This is a genomic window from Mucilaginibacter sp. P19 (genome assembly GCF_050632265.1).
Taxonomy (GTDB): Bacteria; Bacteroidota; Bacteroidia; order Sphingobacteriales; family Sphingobacteriaceae; genus Mucilaginibacter; species Mucilaginibacter gossypii.
This window is the reverse complement of sequence record NZ_CP192586.1, coordinates 2,990,076-3,005,444: the sequence shown is the minus strand read 5'-3', so window position 1 is coordinate 3,005,444 and position 15,369 is coordinate 2,990,076. Positions and strand designations below refer to the sequence as shown.

Here is a 15,369-nt window from a genome sequence, read left to right as displayed (position 1 = left end):
TCTCCCCCGCAGTATTATTATACCATCTGTAAGTTGTTGGCTTATAGTTTATTATTTGCTCTGTTTTTTCGTGAAATGTGATTCCGACAATCTGAATGGATATTGAATGGTGATCGTTTTATGTACATTAAATGGCAATAATTGTGTTTACAATAAGCCAACATAGTTTTGAAATATAGTTGACTTTAATTAACTCCAGTAGCAAATTTGATTTTTACCGTGATCTTCTGCGTACCTTTTTTAGCGCCAGGTCTTTTTCTTTTTCTCGCCCCTTTTTTAATATTTTAAAATTCGCGATCTGTTAAAATCTGTTAAATACCCGAGATTTCATCTAAACTACAGAATGTAAAGATACTATTGCAATAATTAAATAAACGCACCTGAAGCTGAATTGCTTTACGCAGAGATTTACCTTCAGGAGGCTTGTTTAAGTTAGTTGAGATTTATTGATATACCCCGATCTTAAATTTATGGACAGAAAAGAATTTCTATCAATTGCCGGAATTACGGCAGCGTCATTCGCACTGATTAACTGTATGGGCTGCAGTAAACAATCCGACAATGCGTCGGCAGGTATCACCGGGCCAACCGGCGTGGATTTTACACTTGACCTCAGCCTTTCGGCAAACTCGGCTTTACTCGTGAACGGCGGCTATCTTGCCTCAAAAGGTGTAATAGTGGCTAAAACAACAACCGGCAGCTATATTGCTGTTCAGCAATCTTGCACCCATGAAAGCTATCCTCTTATTTATCAGAGCAGCGGACAGCAGTTTTTTTGCAATAATCATGGTTCCGCTTTCACGGAAGCCGGAGTTGTTAAAAATTCGCCTGCAAACCGCAACCTTACCGTATATCAAACAACTTTAACCGGCACCTCGTTGCGGATATTCTCTTAACCAGTTAATAAAATGAAATTACTGATCATCTCATTATTGTTGTTTACAGGCAAGCCGGTTACATGGCTTGGTGATTTTAAGAAAGCGCAGACGGAAGCGGCAACGTCGCATAAGCTCATAGTAATAAATTTTTCCGGCTCTGATTGGTGTGGCCCTTGCATCCGGCTGCGGAAAGAGATTTTGGAATCCGAAAAATTTAATGATTTCGCTGCAGATAAACTTGTTTTGGTAAGGGCTGATTTTCCCCGCCAAAAGAAAAATCAACTAAGCAAGGAGCAGGTACAATTAAATGAAGCGCTTGCAGATAAATACAATCCTGACGGTAAGTTCCCATTTACGCTGCTTGTTGACGAACATGGTAAGGTACTAAAAGAGTGGGACGGCTATCCAAATGAGTCCACTGAACAGTTTATTGACCAGATCAAGGCGTTTGTCCAATGACAGCCATTGGCAGCGGGGCAACCGTACATCAACGTGTGCTGAAACTGATGGGTAACCGTTTTGAGATAAGCGTTGTAGGAGATGACGGGCAATGGGCCGCAAAATGTATTGATCAGGCTGTAGCGGAGATAAGCCGCATAGAAAAATTACTAACTACGTTCAGTGACGATAGCCAAACCAACCAGATCAATGCCGCCGCCGGAATAAAGCCGGTAAAAATAGATCATGAGGTTTTTCAACTTATTCAGCGTTCGCTAAGGATATCAGAGCTTACGCAGGGAGCATTTGATATTACTTACGGATCAATTGATAAAAGCCTATGGAATTTTGATGTAAATATGAAAAGTCTGCCTAATGCCGAAACCGCGCGAAATGCTGTACGACTGATCAATTATAAAAATGTGATCATGGATTCTGATCACATGACTGTGATGCTTAAAGAAAAAGGTATGCGTATAGGTTTTGGAGGAATAGGAAAGGGGTATGCAGCTGATAGGGCGAAAGCCATTTTACAGCAAAATGGAGTAAACAGCGGGATAGTAAATGCAGCCGGCGACCTGATTACCTGGGGAACACAACCTAATGGTAAGCCATGGACTATAGCAATAGCAGATCCGAATAAGCAGATGACGCCGTTTTCAACGCTCAATATCAGTGATATGGCTATTGCCACATCCGGTAACTATGAAAAGTATGCTGTGATAAATGGAAAAAAATATTCCCATACCATCGATCCTAAAACAGGTTTGCCGGTAACCGGAATTAAAAGCGTAAGCATTATTTGTCCGAGCGCGGAGTTTGCCGACGCTATGGCCACACCCGTAACAGTAATGGGGATCAGCGTTGGATTGGACCTGGTAAATCAACTACAGCAACTTGCCTGTGTGATCATCGACGACAATAACCGCCTTTACACCTCCAGTAATATTAATATTAAAAATTAGTACATGAAAAAAATACCCCTGATTAAATTAATGCTGGTAAGTAGCTTACCGGCGCTCGGCCTTACATCTTGCATGTCGGTAAAAGCATATCAGAAAAATCGCCTTAATGATGCAGAGATGGAGCTATCAGCCCGTAAATCGCAAAAGTTTGAGCAAAGTTTCCAATTGTACCGTGAAGGTGGTTCAGGAGCAAATGGCGGAAAGAGCGGCGGTGGCTGCGGATGTAATTAAAACGGCGACCGGAAATGAGGAAAATATATTTATGCGTTGCCGCTCTGTATTTAGGAATAGTTGCTTCGCATGCGCAAACTAAAGCCTTGCCCGTTAAAGATAGCAGCAATTACCAGGCACGTAAGCTTAAAATTGATGAAATTAACATCATATCTGCCTATTACCACCAGGATGGTAACAACTCGGCAGTTACGGGTGGTATCGGCACAGAAAAACTAACTGATTTTGCTAATACCTTCGATCTGCAATTATCCAAATATGGAATAGGAGGAAATAAACACACTTTTACTTTTGAATTGGGTGTTGACCATTATACGTCCGCTTCTTCAGATAAGATCGATCCCTATAGTATTTCTTCCGCATCAAGACAGGACACCCGTGTATACCCCTCGCTAAATTGGACAGTATCTAATGATAAAACGGGAAATGCATTTGGCTTAACCGGGTCTTATTCACATGAGTTTGATTACCAGTCTTTCGGTGGGGGTATCAACCTAACCAGGGTATCAAAAGATAAAAACACGCAGTTTGATTTTAAGGGACAGGTGTTTCTTGATACGTGGAAGGTTATATTGCCGGTTGAATTAAGGCCCCCTGGATATGGGTCAGGGTCAGAGAGGGACGGGCGGGGTAACGTAGACCATAGCCCCCGCAATTCATTTAGTACATCGTTTTCAATTTCGCAGGTGCTTACCACACGTTTACAGGCTTTGTTCATTATCGAACCGTCCTATCAGCATGGGTTACTGGCAACAAAATATCAACGTGATTATTTTACCGATGGATCCGAAAGGGTTGAAAACCTGCCGGGTAGCCGTTATAAATTGCCAATTGCAGTAAGGTTCAATTATTTTCTGGATGATCATTTTGTGATTAGAACGTTTTACAGGTACTACATGGACAATTGGGGGATCCGGGCGCACACAGCCGAATTGGAGATACCCATAAAGCTTACCTCTTTTGTATCGGTAAGTCCATATTATCGGTATAATAATCAGAAGGGTACAAGGTACTTTGCACCTTATGGGCAACATGATCCAACCGCTGTGTACTATACCAGCGATTACGATTTGTCAACACTCCATAGTAACTTTGTTGGTGCCAATATCAGGTTATCACCGCCAACCGGCGTATTTGGATGGCAGCATTTCAATTCGCTGGAGATCAGGGCGGGGCATTACATGCGCTCGACGGGCTTAAATTCAAATATTGTAACTTTAGCAATGAAGTTTAAATAAAGCCTTATGCATCGGGAACATCATGTAACAAGTTCATCGTTATCGGTATGTCTGATGGTTTAACCGTGCCTTTTGCACTTGCAGCCGGGCTAAGCGGAGCAGTAAGTTCGTCGACCCTGGTGGTTACCGCGGGTATCGCCGAAATAGTAGCCGGATCTATTGCCATGGGGTTGGGCGGATATCTTGCCGGTCGAACAGAAGCTGACCACTATCAATCCGAGTTGAAGCGGGAATATGATGAGGTTGAACGTGTACCTGAGCAGGAAAAGGCAGAAGTAAAGAAGGTATTTGCAGATTTCGGACTTTCAAATCATCTACAGGACGAGATTGCAGATGAGATGGCAAAAGACAAGAAACAATGGGTTGAATTTATGATGCGTTATGAATTGGGCCTGGAGGAACCTAATGCAAACCGCGCTACCCAAAGTGCCATCACTATTGGCATTTCCTATATTGTGGGTGGTATCATCCCGCTTTCACCCTATATCATTATTCATGAGGCGCAAGAGGCACTTTATTACTCATGCGGGGTAACAATAATTTGCTTGTTCATTTTTGGCTATTTCAAAAGTAAAATGACCGGCCAGCCTGCGTTAAGTGGCGCGTTAAAAGTGGTATTTATTGGAGCTCTTGCCGCAGGGGCCGCGTTTATTATGGCAAAGCTGATTACCGGTAAATAATGGTTATTTATCATTACCGCCGTTGATCATGTCTGAAACTATACCCTTGTCATCTTTCCGCTCAGCCAAAAATACGCCGGTCAAATGAACGAGTATAAACGCGATAATCAGGTACATACAAAAGCCGTGAACTTCTTTAACACTATGCCTGATAGCCTTAAATGGCGCTAACAGATCTTCAAATGCCAGAAATAAACCCGTTAATGCCATTATAATAAGTAAGATATAGAATGCTGCATAAACGGCTTTCACAATGAGCTCATGTTTGGCAAGTTCACGCTCTTTTCTTGTGGAATGAAACTGACGATAAAGGTCCTTTATCCGGCGGATGAATTTTTGATCGGTTACTTGAAAAAGTTCAAGGATGAGCCTGAACAGTAATAATCCCGCTAATACATAACCAAACCAGGTATGTATGCTCCAAACACTATCGCCAAGCGCATGAGCAACCGAGCCAGATTGATCGTCGGTTATTGTGGCGCCCTGGGTTTTCAGTTGCGTTTTAATTATTTTTGTTAAAGTTCTTCTGTCAGTAATAGTGGAATTGATCAAAACAGTAATTAATGAACCACTAATAACTATTGTGTTTGCCCAATGCCAAAAACGCAAGGGAGCTGAGTATACCCGGCGAGTGAGAGGCCGACTATCAGGTTGGATTATTGCCATAGTTGTTTTAACTGGAATCGGGTTATTTGTATCCTCATTTAAAATGTTTGTAAATTACCTGATAATTTTGAAGTAAGTCTGTAGTGTTGGTAATACTTCAGGTTCTCTTCAGTTTCAATTTTTAAATTTGATTAAAAAGCTTTGAAAATACTGGTAATAGAAGACGAGCAAGGTTTACGCGAAAACATCACGAGTTATTTGAATGTAGATGGTAACATTTGTGAAAGTTGTAATGCATTGACCCCCGCACTGCAAAAACTATCTGATTATGATTATGACTGTGTTTTGCTTGACATTGGCTTACCCGATGGCGAAGGGTTTGGTGTACTTGAATACTTAAGCACACAACAAAAAAGCGAAGCTGTTCTGATTATTTCTGCCCGCAACTCGCTCGATGATAAATTGAAGGGGCTCAACATAGGCGCAGACGATTACTTGACCAAGCCTTTCCATTTGGCCGAACTTAAAGCCAGGCTGATGGCTGTTTATCGCAGGAAAGCGCTAAATACCAGCAGCAAGCTGGTTTTTAATGAAATTTCAATTGATATACAGGGGCGCACTGTCGAGGTTAATAAAAATACGATAATATTAACCAGAAAAGAATATGAAATGTTACTGTACTTTATTGCCAATAAAGGTAAAGTAATTTCAAAAAATGCAATTGCGGAACATCTTTGGGGTGACGAGATGGACATGTATGATAGTTTCGATTTTATTTATACCCATATTAAAAACCTCCGGCGGAAAATTCTGGATGCGGGAGGAAGAGATTATTTAACATCTATATACGGACTTGGCTATAAATTCACTGATTGATGAGGCTGTCAGAGCATTATACCAGGACGAGTTTCTATATCACCCTGGCTGTGTTAGTGATAGGAGCAGTGATTTACTACTTCGCTATAAGTTACATTGGCACACAGCAACTTGATCGGGCGCTTCAACAACAATTAACAGAGGCTGAAGAGTATATCAGGAGCAACAATGGCAATCCGCAGCAATATGACCTTGACCGCGATCACGCTGTATTTGTTAAAACTTACAAGCAACTGTTACAGAAGCGTTTTTTTGACACTATTTATTTAAAACCGAAAGAGCAGCGATGGGAAGCGGGTAGGGCCGTAGAAGACCTCGTAAAATTAAAAAACAGCAACTACAAGGTTACAATTACTATTTCGAGGGTTGGGCAAAAAAATCTGATCGAACTCATTTCTATTATCACGCTTGCATTACTTGCCGGTTTATTGACGGTACTCTTTATAACCAATAAATATCTGCTAAATGGCCTTTGGAAGCCTTTTCAACTCACCCTAAAAGAGATCAAACAGTTCAATATCGCCGACGTTGATCAGTTTAAAGGTAAACCAAGTAAGGTGGACGAGTTTACAGAACTTAATGAAGCCATACGGGAAATGTCTTTAAGGGTAACTCAGGATTATCTTAGCCTGAAACAATTTACAGAGAATGCATCACATGAAATGATGACACCACTGGCTGTTGTAACCACCAAATTGGATACGCTAATACAGGACGAAACATTGAATGCAGCGCAATTGGCACAAATCGCAGATATTTACAGCTCAGTAAACAAGTCCAGTCGGCTTAATCACTCATTATTACTGCTGGCTAAACTGGAAAATAAGCTGATCGTTGAAGAGGAATCGATTGAACTCGATGTAATACTTGAAAGGAAAATGCTCCAATTTCAGGAACTTATGCAAAATAAGAACCTTACTGTCCGTTATAAGCTGCACCCGAAGCAGATATCGGCCAGTAAATACCTGATAGATATTTTACTAAATAATTTGTTTGGTAATGCAATCCGCCATAATGTGCCGGGTGGTGAAATTTTTATTGGTCTTGACCCATACCAACTTTCGATAAAAAATACCGGTATTGCAAATGCGCTGAACGGGCAACAAATTTTTGAACGTTTTCACAAAAGCAAAGATTCACAAGGTGCCGGACTGGGATTAACACTGGTTAAAAATATTTGCCAGCACTACGGGTATGGCATCCAATACCAATATGACGAGGGAAAGCATGCGTTTGTCATAACCTTTTAATTTCATAGCCTGTTTGTCACGTTTCTTATACATAAGCTTTAACTCCAATTTTACTTCAGATTGTCCCGATAGTTTTAACGCTATACTATTTGTATACAAGTTAAAACCGACTATTGATGAAATATTTATGTTTACTGATCTTAGTGTTTTACGCTCTGGAACTTAAAGCGCAAGATAATTATGAGATTCAGGTTTACGGTTCTGAAACCGTTGAAAAGGGTAAAACAATGTTTGAATTGCATAGCAATTATACGTTAAACGGTAGTAAAACTGTAACAACCTGGGAACTTCCTACCAATCATGTTGTACACGAAACGGTAGAGATCACCCATGGTTGGACAACCTGGTTTGAAACAGGTTTTTATATCTTTAACTCTATTGGAGATGCGGGCAGGACGGCTTACGTCGGCTCTCACATCAGGCCCAGGGTTGCCGCTCCTTCAAGCTGGAACTGGCCCGTGGGGGTAAGTATATCTACAGAATTTGGCTTTCAGAAAGCTGCGTTCTCGGCAAATACCTCCACGCTGGAAATCAGGCCAATCGTAGATAAAAAATGGAATAAGTTATATGTTTCCTTAAATCCTACCCTCGAGAAGAGTTTCAAGGGGCCCGATCAAAACCGTGGATTTACCTTTTCACCAAATGTTAAAGGGAGTTACGATGTAACAAAAGTGGTTGCCCTTGGCCTCGAGTATTATGGTAGTACCGGGCCATTTTTTCACTACGACCCAATTAAACAACAAGATCATCAGTTGTTTGTAGCCACGGACCTCAATGCAGACCCTAAATGGGAGTTTAACGGAGGAATTGGCTATGGATTTACATCGAATTCGGACCGTGCCATTGTCAAAATAATTATTGGCAGAAGATTTTAGGTGTATTAAAATGTTCTGATAACAAATAGTGACCTGAATCATTTTTCGGACTGATCAGAAGCATTCGGTTTTTAATTTGCAATGGCTCAATTTGTTTAGAATTTTCTAAACCTCTTTTAGCCCAAACTGATGGAAAGCAAAACTAACGATCAACTGAGTAATTTTTGGCAACTTTCTATTAATGATGCATTTAAACTCCTTGAAACTCAGGCAACAGGTATTGGCACTGCCGAAGCTATTAAAAGGCTTAAGCAATATGGCGCCAATACGTTAAAAAAAGCTAATAAATTTAATAACCTGATCATATTATTTTCTCAGTTTAAAAGCCCGGTAACATTGTTGCTTATAGCTGCTGCTTTACTTTCCGCAGCCCTGGGAGATACCGCCGACACATTAATCATTATGATCATCGTCCTGATCAGCAGCCTTCTTGGTTTCTGGCAGGAAAAAGGTGCTGCAAGTGCGGTAAGTGAACTGTTGAAGATGGTTCAGCTACACTGCACCGTGCTACGGGATAACAGGAAGACAGAGCTTGAGGTAACTGCCGTTGTACCTGGAGATGTGATTTGCCTTTCTGCGGGAGATATTATCCCTGCCGATGGCCTTGTTTTAGAATCTGAGGCCTTGTTTGTTGATGAAGCGGCATTTACCGGCGAATCTTACCCGGTAGAAAAAATCCAGGAGTTGAAAGTGTTGACGCCCCCTTAGCCAGGCGCAACAATTGCCTGTTTATGGGTTCGAGCGTGGTAAGCGGTATTGGAAAGGCACTCATCGTGACAACGGGCCAGCAAACCGAATTTGGGAAAATATCAGATAAGCTGTCATTAAGAATTCCTGAAACTGATTTCGAAAAAGGGATAAGAAAATTTGGATATATGTTAATGGAGATCACGCTTTTGTTAGTGTTGGTGATCTTTGCCGTTAATGTGTTGCTGCATAAGCCGGCGCTTGATTCGTTTTTGTTTTCACTCGCGTTGGCGGTCGGGCTTACACCTCAATTGTTGCCTGCCATCATTAGCGTTAATCTTTCAGTTGGTGCCCGCAGCATGGCCAGCCAAAAGGTGATTGTAAAAAGGCTGAGCGCCATTGAAAACTTTGGGAGTATGAATATCTTGTGTTCTGATAAGACAGGGACAATTACAGAAGGTAAAGTTACTTTAAAAGAAACACTTGATTTTGAAGGTGTACATAGTGATAAAGTTTTTAAATATGCCTGGCTTAATGCCAGCTGCCAGCAAGGGTTTGTCAACCCGATCGATAAAGCCATCTGTTCTGTTCATTATGAGGGAAATGAAGCGAAGGATTTTTCGGCGATTACAGAAGTGCCATATGATTTTGTACGTAAACGGCTTACAGTACAAGTGAAAATCCCGGCAGCTAATATAGCCATCACGAAAGGTGCTGTGCGTCAGGTTCTTGATATTTGCAATCGGATTGAAACATCGGCAGGTATTCTTGCGGATATAGGCGACCATAAAGAAGCGATTTTAGCTCAATATCAGCTTTTAAGTGATTCGGGATTGCGCACGCTTGGAGTGTCATATAAGGAAGTGGGTCCTGATCAAATTTTCACCAGGGAAAATGAGCATGATATGGTTTTCCTTGGGTTTATAACATTGTTTGACCCGCCGCGTGCCGGTATGTCTGAAACTATTCAAAAGCTGCAACATCTCGGTGTCAGACTTAAGATTATTACAGGGGATAACGCACCGGTAGCAAGAAACCTGGCTAAACAGCTTGGGCTTTCATCCGCACAGGTCCTTACCGGTCAGGAAATACGTAATATGAGTAGTGCAGCATTGCGTCATAAGGCGCCCCTGACCCATATTTTTGCGGAGGTTGAGCCCAGCCAGAAAGAACGTATCATAAGTGTTTTAAAAAAAGCAGGGAACGTGGTTGGTTTTATGGGAGACGGTATTAACGATGCGCCAGCGCTGCACACAGCCGATGTGGGTATATCAGTAAATTCGGCGGTTGACGTTGCAAAAGAGGCAGCTGATATCGTTTTATTGGATCAGGACCTAAATGTGTTATGTGACGGGATTATAGAAGGCCGTAAAACATTTACAAATACCATGAAGTATATTTTTATGGCCACCAGTGCAAATTTTGGTAATATGTTTAGTATGGCCGGTGCATCGTTATTTTTGCCCTTTTTGCCTTTGTTGCCAAAGCAGATATTGCTTACCAACCTGTTGACCGATTTTCCTGAAATGACCATATCTTCAGACAAGGTTGATGATATCAATCTTAAAACGCCGCAACGGTGGAACCTCGGTTTTATTAAACGATTTATGATCGTTTTCGGTTTATTGAGTTCCGTTTTTGATTATTTGACATTTGCCGTGCTAATTTTTATTTTGCATGCTAATCAAAGAGTTTTTCAAACAGGGTGGTTCACCGAATCGGTGGTTTCTGCAGTTTTAATTGTTTTGGTAGTACGTACCCGACTGTCATTTTTTAAAAGCCTTCCTGGCAAATATTTATCGATAACTACCATCGCAATATTGCTATTGGTGTTAATGATTCCATATTCGCCATTGGCGTCAATATTTGGTTTCGTAACACTGTCCTGGAAATACTATATGTTGATGCTTGCAACCGTTACTGCATATATTCTATCGGCTGAACTTGCCAAGAGATGGTTTTATAAAAAAATTAAGTAACCTCTTTGTCCGACGTATATAGTAATAGCTGTCTGCAAATCGCTATCATATCTTAAGATGATATTGTACCCGTGTATGGTAATGCGCATGTTAAATTCTATTTCGCGTTTAATATCAGCAACGGAATATTAATGTTTTTAGCCATTTCAAGGGTATGGCTGCCATGAAAAAGTCTTTTTATAAAGTTAAAATGGTGATGTACCATTGCCAGTATATCTATACGTTCGTTTGCGCAAAGCATTGAAAGCCCAGTCTCGATTTTGTCGGCTCTTATAATTCTTTTACTCAAGAAAGAGCATTTTTCCTGATTGGCAATAGCATTAAGTATTTGCTCTATAAATTGTTCGTTTAAGCCAGTACGGTCCGGGTGGTTGTTTACTGATGTTAAAATTAGTTCCGCAGTGAGTGGTTCTATCAATTTGTTTAAAGATTCAAGAGCAATTATATCATCCTTGGTACAAGTTAAATCGGTGGCAAACGCGATCCGTTTTATGTCATTAAACCCTGCAGTTGGTGGAACAAGTAATAACGGGAAATCAAAGCTGTTCATCATGTTTTTTACCGTGTTCCCTTGTAAAAGCGTATTTAAGCCGTCTTTGTCATGAGTGCCGGCAACCACCATGACAATATCATTTGTGGAGGATAGGGCCTCTATCATGTTATTCAAGTCTCCAAAAGAACTCTTAATGGATATGCGTGGATTGAATCTATTATCGACGTTCAAAGTTTCTGACCAGGTTGCAAGCTGGCTTTTTAGCAATTCCAGCATATCGGTACTTTCCTTGCTTAACATGTCGTATTCTTCAATCGGCCATGTGATGGTATAAGGGCTCGGTATATCAATTGGCAACAGGCAAGCATTACATAATACCAAATCAGCTTTTAAACCAAGTGACAGTTTTAAAGCATAATGCGCTGCATGCGTTGCGTAGGGAGAAAAATCAGTGAGGGAAATTATTGTTTTCATTGCCATTTTTGATATAAATGTGGAGGATAAGGCCTGCAAAATGTATGAGGAAAATCATGTAAATCGTTGATTTACATCAAGTGGATAAAATGTGCCTATGCCTAATTTTGCTATTGTACTTCAATTATTAACCTGAAAACACAGCCTATGAAAACGATCCTGGTAATTGACGATGGTTCTGCGTCTGCTACAAATGCCACGCATCTTGCCTTCAACATAGCAAAGCACATTGGAGCTAATTTAGTTTTGGCCCGGATATATCCGGTAAAACAACCATCGTTTTCTAAAGCATTGCAATTGGCGGGGCACGTTGCCGCAGATGGTTACATACCCGGTCCGTTACGGGGCCAACCGGCCAATTTTTCCGTAAAAGAAGGTGAACATATGCCGCTAATTGAAGAACTTGAAGTATCAAGCGATACGGAAGCGCAATTGATTGCTTACATCAATAAAAATTGCGTTTGGATGGTTATAAAAGGGTTACCGGAATCGGCACCATTTAATCGGGACGTTAAGGTGCAGGCGGTTTTAAACCGGATATCTTGCCCGGTGATGCTTGTTCCCCTGAAGTTTGATGGTGGTTTTGAGCGCTTGGTTTACACCGCTGATTTACGATATTGCCGGTTAAATGTTTTGAAACATCTTGCTTCTTTGGCCCAGGCCTTTCAGGCAGATCTGTTACTTGCTCATATTTCGGCAAAGGGTTTGCCCCATATAGAACAAAATTATGCGCTAACACTCTTTAGCGACGAGATAAGTAAAAAAATAGGCTATGAGAGGCTGTTTTTTAGTAATACAAAAGAACGTGATATGTCACGGGCTGTTGATGTTATGATACATAATATGCATGCCGATCTGCTGGCGGTTGTACATCACCGATTTCATTGTGAGCAGTTGAGAACCGAGGGGAGCGATACTTCTGTTCCTGTACAAGTAGGCATCCCGGTGCTTGTCTTTCCATATTGATTTACAAAGTTGAAACTGTTTTGAGTGTTCAGGATCAATTGGATAAATGACCGTCGTCACTAATTTAACCTACCAGGCATTGCATTTTTACATCATAAAAAAGATATTATGAAAATAGTTGAAATAAGCTTTGCCGCCAGTAAACAAACCCTTATTTGGCTGTTTGTTTTGTGTGTTTTTTATGCCGGTAGGAGCCATGTCAAAAAGCTATGCACCAGGAAAAACCATTATTTGCAATACAAGTGATACTTCGATCACAGCGCAGATCGCCGGGCAACTGAATGATAAGGCATTGAATAATGGCTTGTATTTTCCTGTTTCAGCTAAGCGGTTTTACGAAAAACGGGCTTTTGCTCCGGTATGGACAGTTGAACAAAAAGATCAAAATAAAACATGGGCTGCCATGCTCCTGATTGATTGTGTGTTGCAATTTGGTTTAAGGCACGAAGATTATCATCCTAAAGAGCTGCAGTATACCACCTTGCACACTATACTCGAACAACCCGGTAAAGTAAGCAACAAGCAAAAGGCCCGGTTTGAGATATTCCTCACCGACGCTATGCTCGCTTTTATGAATAACCTGCATTTCGGCAAACTGAACCCGTATTATCCGCCAGCAAAAATTGATAGGGCAACCATTAACGGCTTTAACAGCGAAGAAATATTAACTAATGCGCTCAAATTACCTGCCTTTATGGATGCAGTAGTAAAAGTGCAACCTTTAAACAAAGAGTATGCAATATTTCAACATCAGTTGCATTTGATTAAAGGGCTTTATGAAGGAGACTGCTATGAAACGCCTGAAGCCGATGTGAGAAAAATTGCTGTGAATATGGAGCGGCTACGGTGGGCCGAAATAAACGATAGTACTTATATCCAGATTAATATTCCAACTTATACATTAAAATTAGTCCTGCCGGATACAACGTTTAATTTCAAAATAGTTGTAGGGGCTCCTGCTACACCAACACCCTTAATGGTAAGTACGCTTACAGATTTTGCTACCGGAACAGGCGCTGTAAATCCCAAAACTAATCAGAGAGACAAAATGATTCCGTATAATCTGTTTTTTAAACAAAAAACAGGCAATCAAAAAAATGGTACTTATATCTATTTCATGCCCGGCAATAAGGCCGGTATAGAGTTGTTGGGTTTATCTGACAAGAATTTATTCAAGAAGCAAAAAAGAGCGACGAGTAACGGGGCGATAAGAATTGAGCGGGGAGAAGAACTTGCCAAATTGTTATTAACTACAGCTGGAAATAAAACTGACATAAAATCCATGCACCGAGCCCTGATGGATCGGGAAATTAAAGTTTTTCAACTTAAAAAGCCTGTCCCAATCAGGATCACTTATATCACTACTGCTATCGTGGATGGCCAGATTGTGAAATATGAAGATATATATAACCTTGACAGTAAGGTCGAAAATCAGCTTTATGGCCTTAAACCCGTCAATAAAACAAAGTGAGCGGTTTTAATTATGATTTTGAAAAATTATGAAAACGATTTTAGTTCCAACAGATTTTTCGGCGCAGGCAAAAAATGCGGCAAGTTATGCTGTAAATATTGCGCAAATTATCAGAGCAGGCGTAATATTATGCCATGCTATAAAAGTACCTGACGAGATCACCGATGGCAAATCAGGTGGCCTGGCCGCTCGAAGATTATAATTCCCTCAAAGAAGAGACAACGCAGGAACTGCAAAGCTTGTCGGCTGCATTATTGCATGACATCCACTCAGATGAAGCGGTCGGCGATCGCGAGTTTATAAACACGCGTAGTGCTACAGGTGATGTGGTGGATGTAATCAGAAACGTGGTAGAAGAGCAAAAATGCGTTATGGTGGTTATGGGCATGTCGGGAGCCGGGGCCATAAGCAGGTTTTTCTTGGGTAGCAATACACAGGACGTGATCAATAAAGCTTCCTTCCCGGTTTTGCTGATCCCGGCAAATGCTCATTTTCATCCCATATTTAAAATCGCTTTCGCTACAGATCTGAACGATAACGACATTGAACTAATTCATTCGGTAGCAAGCCTTGCCTATTATTTTAATGCCGAATTATTAATAGCACATATTACCGATGATAAAATTGAAGAGGGAGATGATAAGCGTAAAGTAGATGATTTTTTGAAGGAGGTGACCTGCAAAGCCAATTACGCTAAAGTTTATTACAGACATATAAAAAGTGTAGATGTAATGCATGGCCTCGACTGGCTAAGCGAACATGGCACAGTTGATATGCTTGTTACGGTGCACCGTAAAGTAAATTCGCTTGAAAAGCTTTTTGGCATCAGTTATACCCAAAAACTTTCACATCATATAGAGATTCCGTTGCTGGTGCTGCCTGAGGGATTATCTGCCGTACATTTTTAGTGTTTTTAGGCCGTGAATTAGGATCGAAAACTTTTACGCAGCAGGGATATATTATAAAATCTCACGCCCATCTTAACAGGCGTTTGCAGCCTTAAAAAAGCAATATGAAGTCATATTAATAATGGCCGGTAATATATGGTAAGCCTATTGTTTGTTCTGTCAATTTGTAAGCCTACCGAAACATATGGAATCGTTAATAAACCTGATGACCTGATTAATTTAACATGTAACGTCACTAATGGTCAAATTGAAGAGTTTAAGGCCAATTGCTATCAGAGAGAGGGCGTTGGCATATATTCAATGTTGCGGCAGGTTAAATGGAATAAAGATAAAGCTTTGTTTTAATTATAATTA

The 15,369-nt window shown here is 40.8% G+C and carries 17 protein-coding genes; 15 read left to right on the top strand and 2 right to left on the bottom strand.

The genetic code is table 11. From position 1 onward, the window contains the following. Nucleotides 1–470: 470 nt before the first annotated feature. Genes ACQ86K_RS14600 through ACQ86K_RS14575 form a run of 6 tightly spaced genes read left to right on the top strand, consistent with a single transcriptional unit; the run spans nucleotide 471 to nucleotide 4,430 of the window. Nucleotides 471–896, top strand: coding sequence for a ubiquinol-cytochrome c reductase iron-sulfur subunit (locus ACQ86K_RS14600; protein WP_091164221.1), 426 nt, complete (start codon nucleotides 471–473; stop codon nucleotides 894–896). A gap of 12 nt (nucleotides 897–908) precedes the next feature. Next, complete coding sequence (locus ACQ86K_RS14595) at nucleotides 909–1,337, top strand: thioredoxin family protein (RefSeq protein ID WP_091164223.1); 429 nt, start codon at nucleotides 909–911, stop codon at nucleotides 1,335–1,337. Further along, entirely contained in the window at nucleotides 1,334–2,281 is a 948-nt protein-coding gene (locus ACQ86K_RS14590) for an FAD:protein FMN transferase (RefSeq protein ID WP_243770778.1), read from the top strand. Before ACQ86K_RS14595 ends, ACQ86K_RS14590 begins: the two co-directional genes overlap by 4 nt. A 3-nt stretch (nucleotides 2,282–2,284) precedes the next feature. Beyond that, nucleotides 2,285–2,512 (top strand): DUF4266 domain-containing protein, encoded by a 228-nt coding sequence (locus ACQ86K_RS14585; protein ID WP_090526062.1) that lies wholly within the window; start codon nucleotides 2,285–2,287, stop codon nucleotides 2,510–2,512. Between the two features lie 14 nt (nucleotides 2,513–2,526). Beyond that, nucleotides 2,527–3,750 (top strand): DUF3570 domain-containing protein, encoded by a 1,224-nt coding sequence (locus ACQ86K_RS14580; RefSeq protein WP_091164228.1) that lies wholly within the window; start codon nucleotides 2,527–2,529, stop codon nucleotides 3,748–3,750. Nucleotides 3,751–3,797: 47 nt separating this feature from the next. Next, nucleotides 3,798–4,430 carry a VIT1/CCC1 transporter family protein gene (locus ACQ86K_RS14575; protein ID WP_431200612.1) on the top strand — a complete coding sequence of 211 codons (633 nt, stop codon included), beginning with the start codon at nucleotides 3,798–3,800 and terminating at the stop codon, nucleotides 4,428–4,430. A 3-nt stretch (nucleotides 4,431–4,433) separates the two neighbouring features. Here ACQ86K_RS14575 and ACQ86K_RS14570 read toward each other — a convergent pair whose 3' ends face one another. After that, complete coding sequence (locus ACQ86K_RS14570; protein WP_091164233.1) at nucleotides 4,434–5,096, bottom strand: cytochrome b/b6 domain-containing protein; 663 nt, start codon at nucleotides 5,094–5,096, stop codon at nucleotides 4,434–4,436. A gap of 141 nt (nucleotides 5,097–5,237) precedes the next feature. Here ACQ86K_RS14570 and ACQ86K_RS14565 point away from each other — a divergent pair, with 141 nt between their 5' ends. The 5 genes from ACQ86K_RS14565 to mgtA all read left to right on the top strand — a co-directional run bounded on the left by ACQ86K_RS14565 (nucleotide 5,238) and on the right by mgtA (nucleotide 10,703). Then, the gene (locus ACQ86K_RS14565) at nucleotides 5,238–5,912 is read left to right on the top strand and encodes a response regulator transcription factor (RefSeq protein WP_091164237.1); all 675 of its coding nucleotides are present in this window, start codon (nucleotides 5,238–5,240) and stop codon (nucleotides 5,910–5,912) included. Continuing rightward, a complete protein-coding gene (locus ACQ86K_RS14560; RefSeq protein WP_129570051.1) occupies nucleotides 5,912–7,162 on the top strand; it encodes a sensor histidine kinase in 1,251 nt (416 codons plus the stop codon). The genes ACQ86K_RS14565 and ACQ86K_RS14560 overlap by 1 nt, the downstream gene beginning before the upstream one ends. A 116-nt stretch (nucleotides 7,163–7,278) precedes the next feature. Beyond that, nucleotides 7,279–8,037, top strand: a complete 759-nt coding sequence (locus ACQ86K_RS14555) for a hypothetical protein (RefSeq protein ID WP_091164241.1) — start codon at nucleotides 7,279–7,281, stop codon at nucleotides 8,035–8,037. Between the two features lie 129 nt (nucleotides 8,038–8,166). After that, nucleotides 8,167–8,745: an HAD-IC family P-type ATPase gene (locus tag ACQ86K_RS14550; RefSeq protein ID WP_431200611.1), complete on the top strand. Its 579-nt coding sequence runs from the start codon at nucleotides 8,167–8,169 to the stop codon at nucleotides 8,743–8,745. Between the two features lie 23 nt (nucleotides 8,746–8,768). After that, on the top strand, nucleotides 8,769–10,703 hold the full coding sequence (gene mgtA, locus ACQ86K_RS14545) for a magnesium-translocating P-type ATPase (protein WP_431200610.1): 1,935 nt from the start codon (nucleotides 8,769–8,771) through the stop codon (nucleotides 10,701–10,703). Nucleotides 10,704–10,800: 97 nt separating this feature from the next. Here mgtA and ACQ86K_RS14540 read toward each other — a convergent pair whose 3' ends face one another. Further along, nucleotides 10,801–11,670, bottom strand: coding sequence for a universal stress protein (locus ACQ86K_RS14540; protein ID WP_176844400.1), 870 nt, complete (start codon nucleotides 11,668–11,670; stop codon nucleotides 10,801–10,803). Between the two features lie 147 nt (nucleotides 11,671–11,817). On the opposite strand from ACQ86K_RS14540, the gene ACQ86K_RS14535 reads away from it, so the two are divergent. From ACQ86K_RS14535 to ACQ86K_RS14520, 4 genes are all read left to right on the top strand, one after another. Next, nucleotides 11,818–12,636, top strand: a complete 819-nt coding sequence (locus tag ACQ86K_RS14535; protein ID WP_091164247.1) for a universal stress protein — start codon at nucleotides 11,818–11,820, stop codon at nucleotides 12,634–12,636. Between the two features lie 196 nt (nucleotides 12,637–12,832). Beyond that, complete coding sequence (locus tag ACQ86K_RS14530) at nucleotides 12,833–14,107, top strand: hypothetical protein (RefSeq protein ID WP_431200609.1); 1,275 nt, start codon at nucleotides 12,833–12,835, stop codon at nucleotides 14,105–14,107. A 28-nt stretch (nucleotides 14,108–14,135) separates the two neighbouring features. Beyond that, nucleotides 14,136–14,309 (top strand): universal stress protein, encoded by a 174-nt coding sequence (locus ACQ86K_RS14525; RefSeq protein ID WP_431200608.1) that lies wholly within the window; start codon nucleotides 14,136–14,138, stop codon nucleotides 14,307–14,309. Further along, nucleotides 14,272–15,015 carry a universal stress protein gene (locus ACQ86K_RS14520; RefSeq protein WP_431200607.1) on the top strand — a complete coding sequence of 248 codons (744 nt, stop codon included), beginning with the start codon at nucleotides 14,272–14,274 and terminating at the stop codon, nucleotides 15,013–15,015. Before ACQ86K_RS14525 ends, ACQ86K_RS14520 begins: the two co-directional genes overlap by 38 nt. Nucleotides 15,016–15,369: the final 354 nt, after the last annotated feature.

Coding starts and splice junctions, on each gene's coding strand:
- ACQ86K_RS14600 (WP_091164221.1), top strand. CDS start 471: ATGGACAGAAAAGAATTTCTATCAATTGCCGGAATTACGGCAGCGTCA.
- ACQ86K_RS14595 (WP_091164223.1), top strand. CDS start 909: ATGAAATTACTGATCATCTCATTATTGTTGTTTACAGGCAAGCCGGTT.
- ACQ86K_RS14590 (WP_243770778.1), top strand. CDS start 1,334: ATGACAGCCATTGGCAGCGGGGCAACCGTACATCAACGTGTGCTGAAA.
- ACQ86K_RS14585 (WP_090526062.1), top strand. CDS start 2,285: ATGAAAAAAATACCCCTGATTAAATTAATGCTGGTAAGTAGCTTACCG.
- ACQ86K_RS14580 (WP_091164228.1), top strand. CDS start 2,527: ATGAGGAAAATATATTTATGCGTTGCCGCTCTGTATTTAGGAATAGTT.
- ACQ86K_RS14575 (WP_431200612.1), top strand. CDS start 3,798: ATGTCTGATGGTTTAACCGTGCCTTTTGCACTTGCAGCCGGGCTAAGC.
- ACQ86K_RS14570 (WP_091164233.1), bottom strand. CDS start 5,096: ATGGCAATAATCCAACCTGATAGTCGGCCTCTCACTCGCCGGGTATAC.
- ACQ86K_RS14560 (WP_129570051.1), top strand. CDS start 5,912: ATGAGGCTGTCAGAGCATTATACCAGGACGAGTTTCTATATCACCCTG.
- ACQ86K_RS14555 (WP_091164241.1), top strand. CDS start 7,279: ATGAAATATTTATGTTTACTGATCTTAGTGTTTTACGCTCTGGAACTT.
- ACQ86K_RS14550 (WP_431200611.1), top strand. CDS start 8,167: ATGGAAAGCAAAACTAACGATCAACTGAGTAATTTTTGGCAACTTTCT.
- mgtA (WP_431200610.1), top strand. CDS start 8,769: ATGGGTTCGAGCGTGGTAAGCGGTATTGGAAAGGCACTCATCGTGACA.
- ACQ86K_RS14540 (WP_176844400.1), bottom strand. CDS start 11,670: ATGAAAACAATAATTTCCCTCACTGATTTTTCTCCCTACGCAACGCAT.
- ACQ86K_RS14535 (WP_091164247.1), top strand. CDS start 11,818: ATGAAAACGATCCTGGTAATTGACGATGGTTCTGCGTCTGCTACAAAT.
- ACQ86K_RS14530 (WP_431200609.1), top strand. CDS start 12,833: ATGTCAAAAAGCTATGCACCAGGAAAAACCATTATTTGCAATACAAGT.
- ACQ86K_RS14525 (WP_431200608.1), top strand. CDS start 14,136: ATGAAAACGATTTTAGTTCCAACAGATTTTTCGGCGCAGGCAAAAAAT.
- ACQ86K_RS14520 (WP_431200607.1), top strand. CDS start 14,272: ATGGCAAATCAGGTGGCCTGGCCGCTCGAAGATTATAATTCCCTCAAA.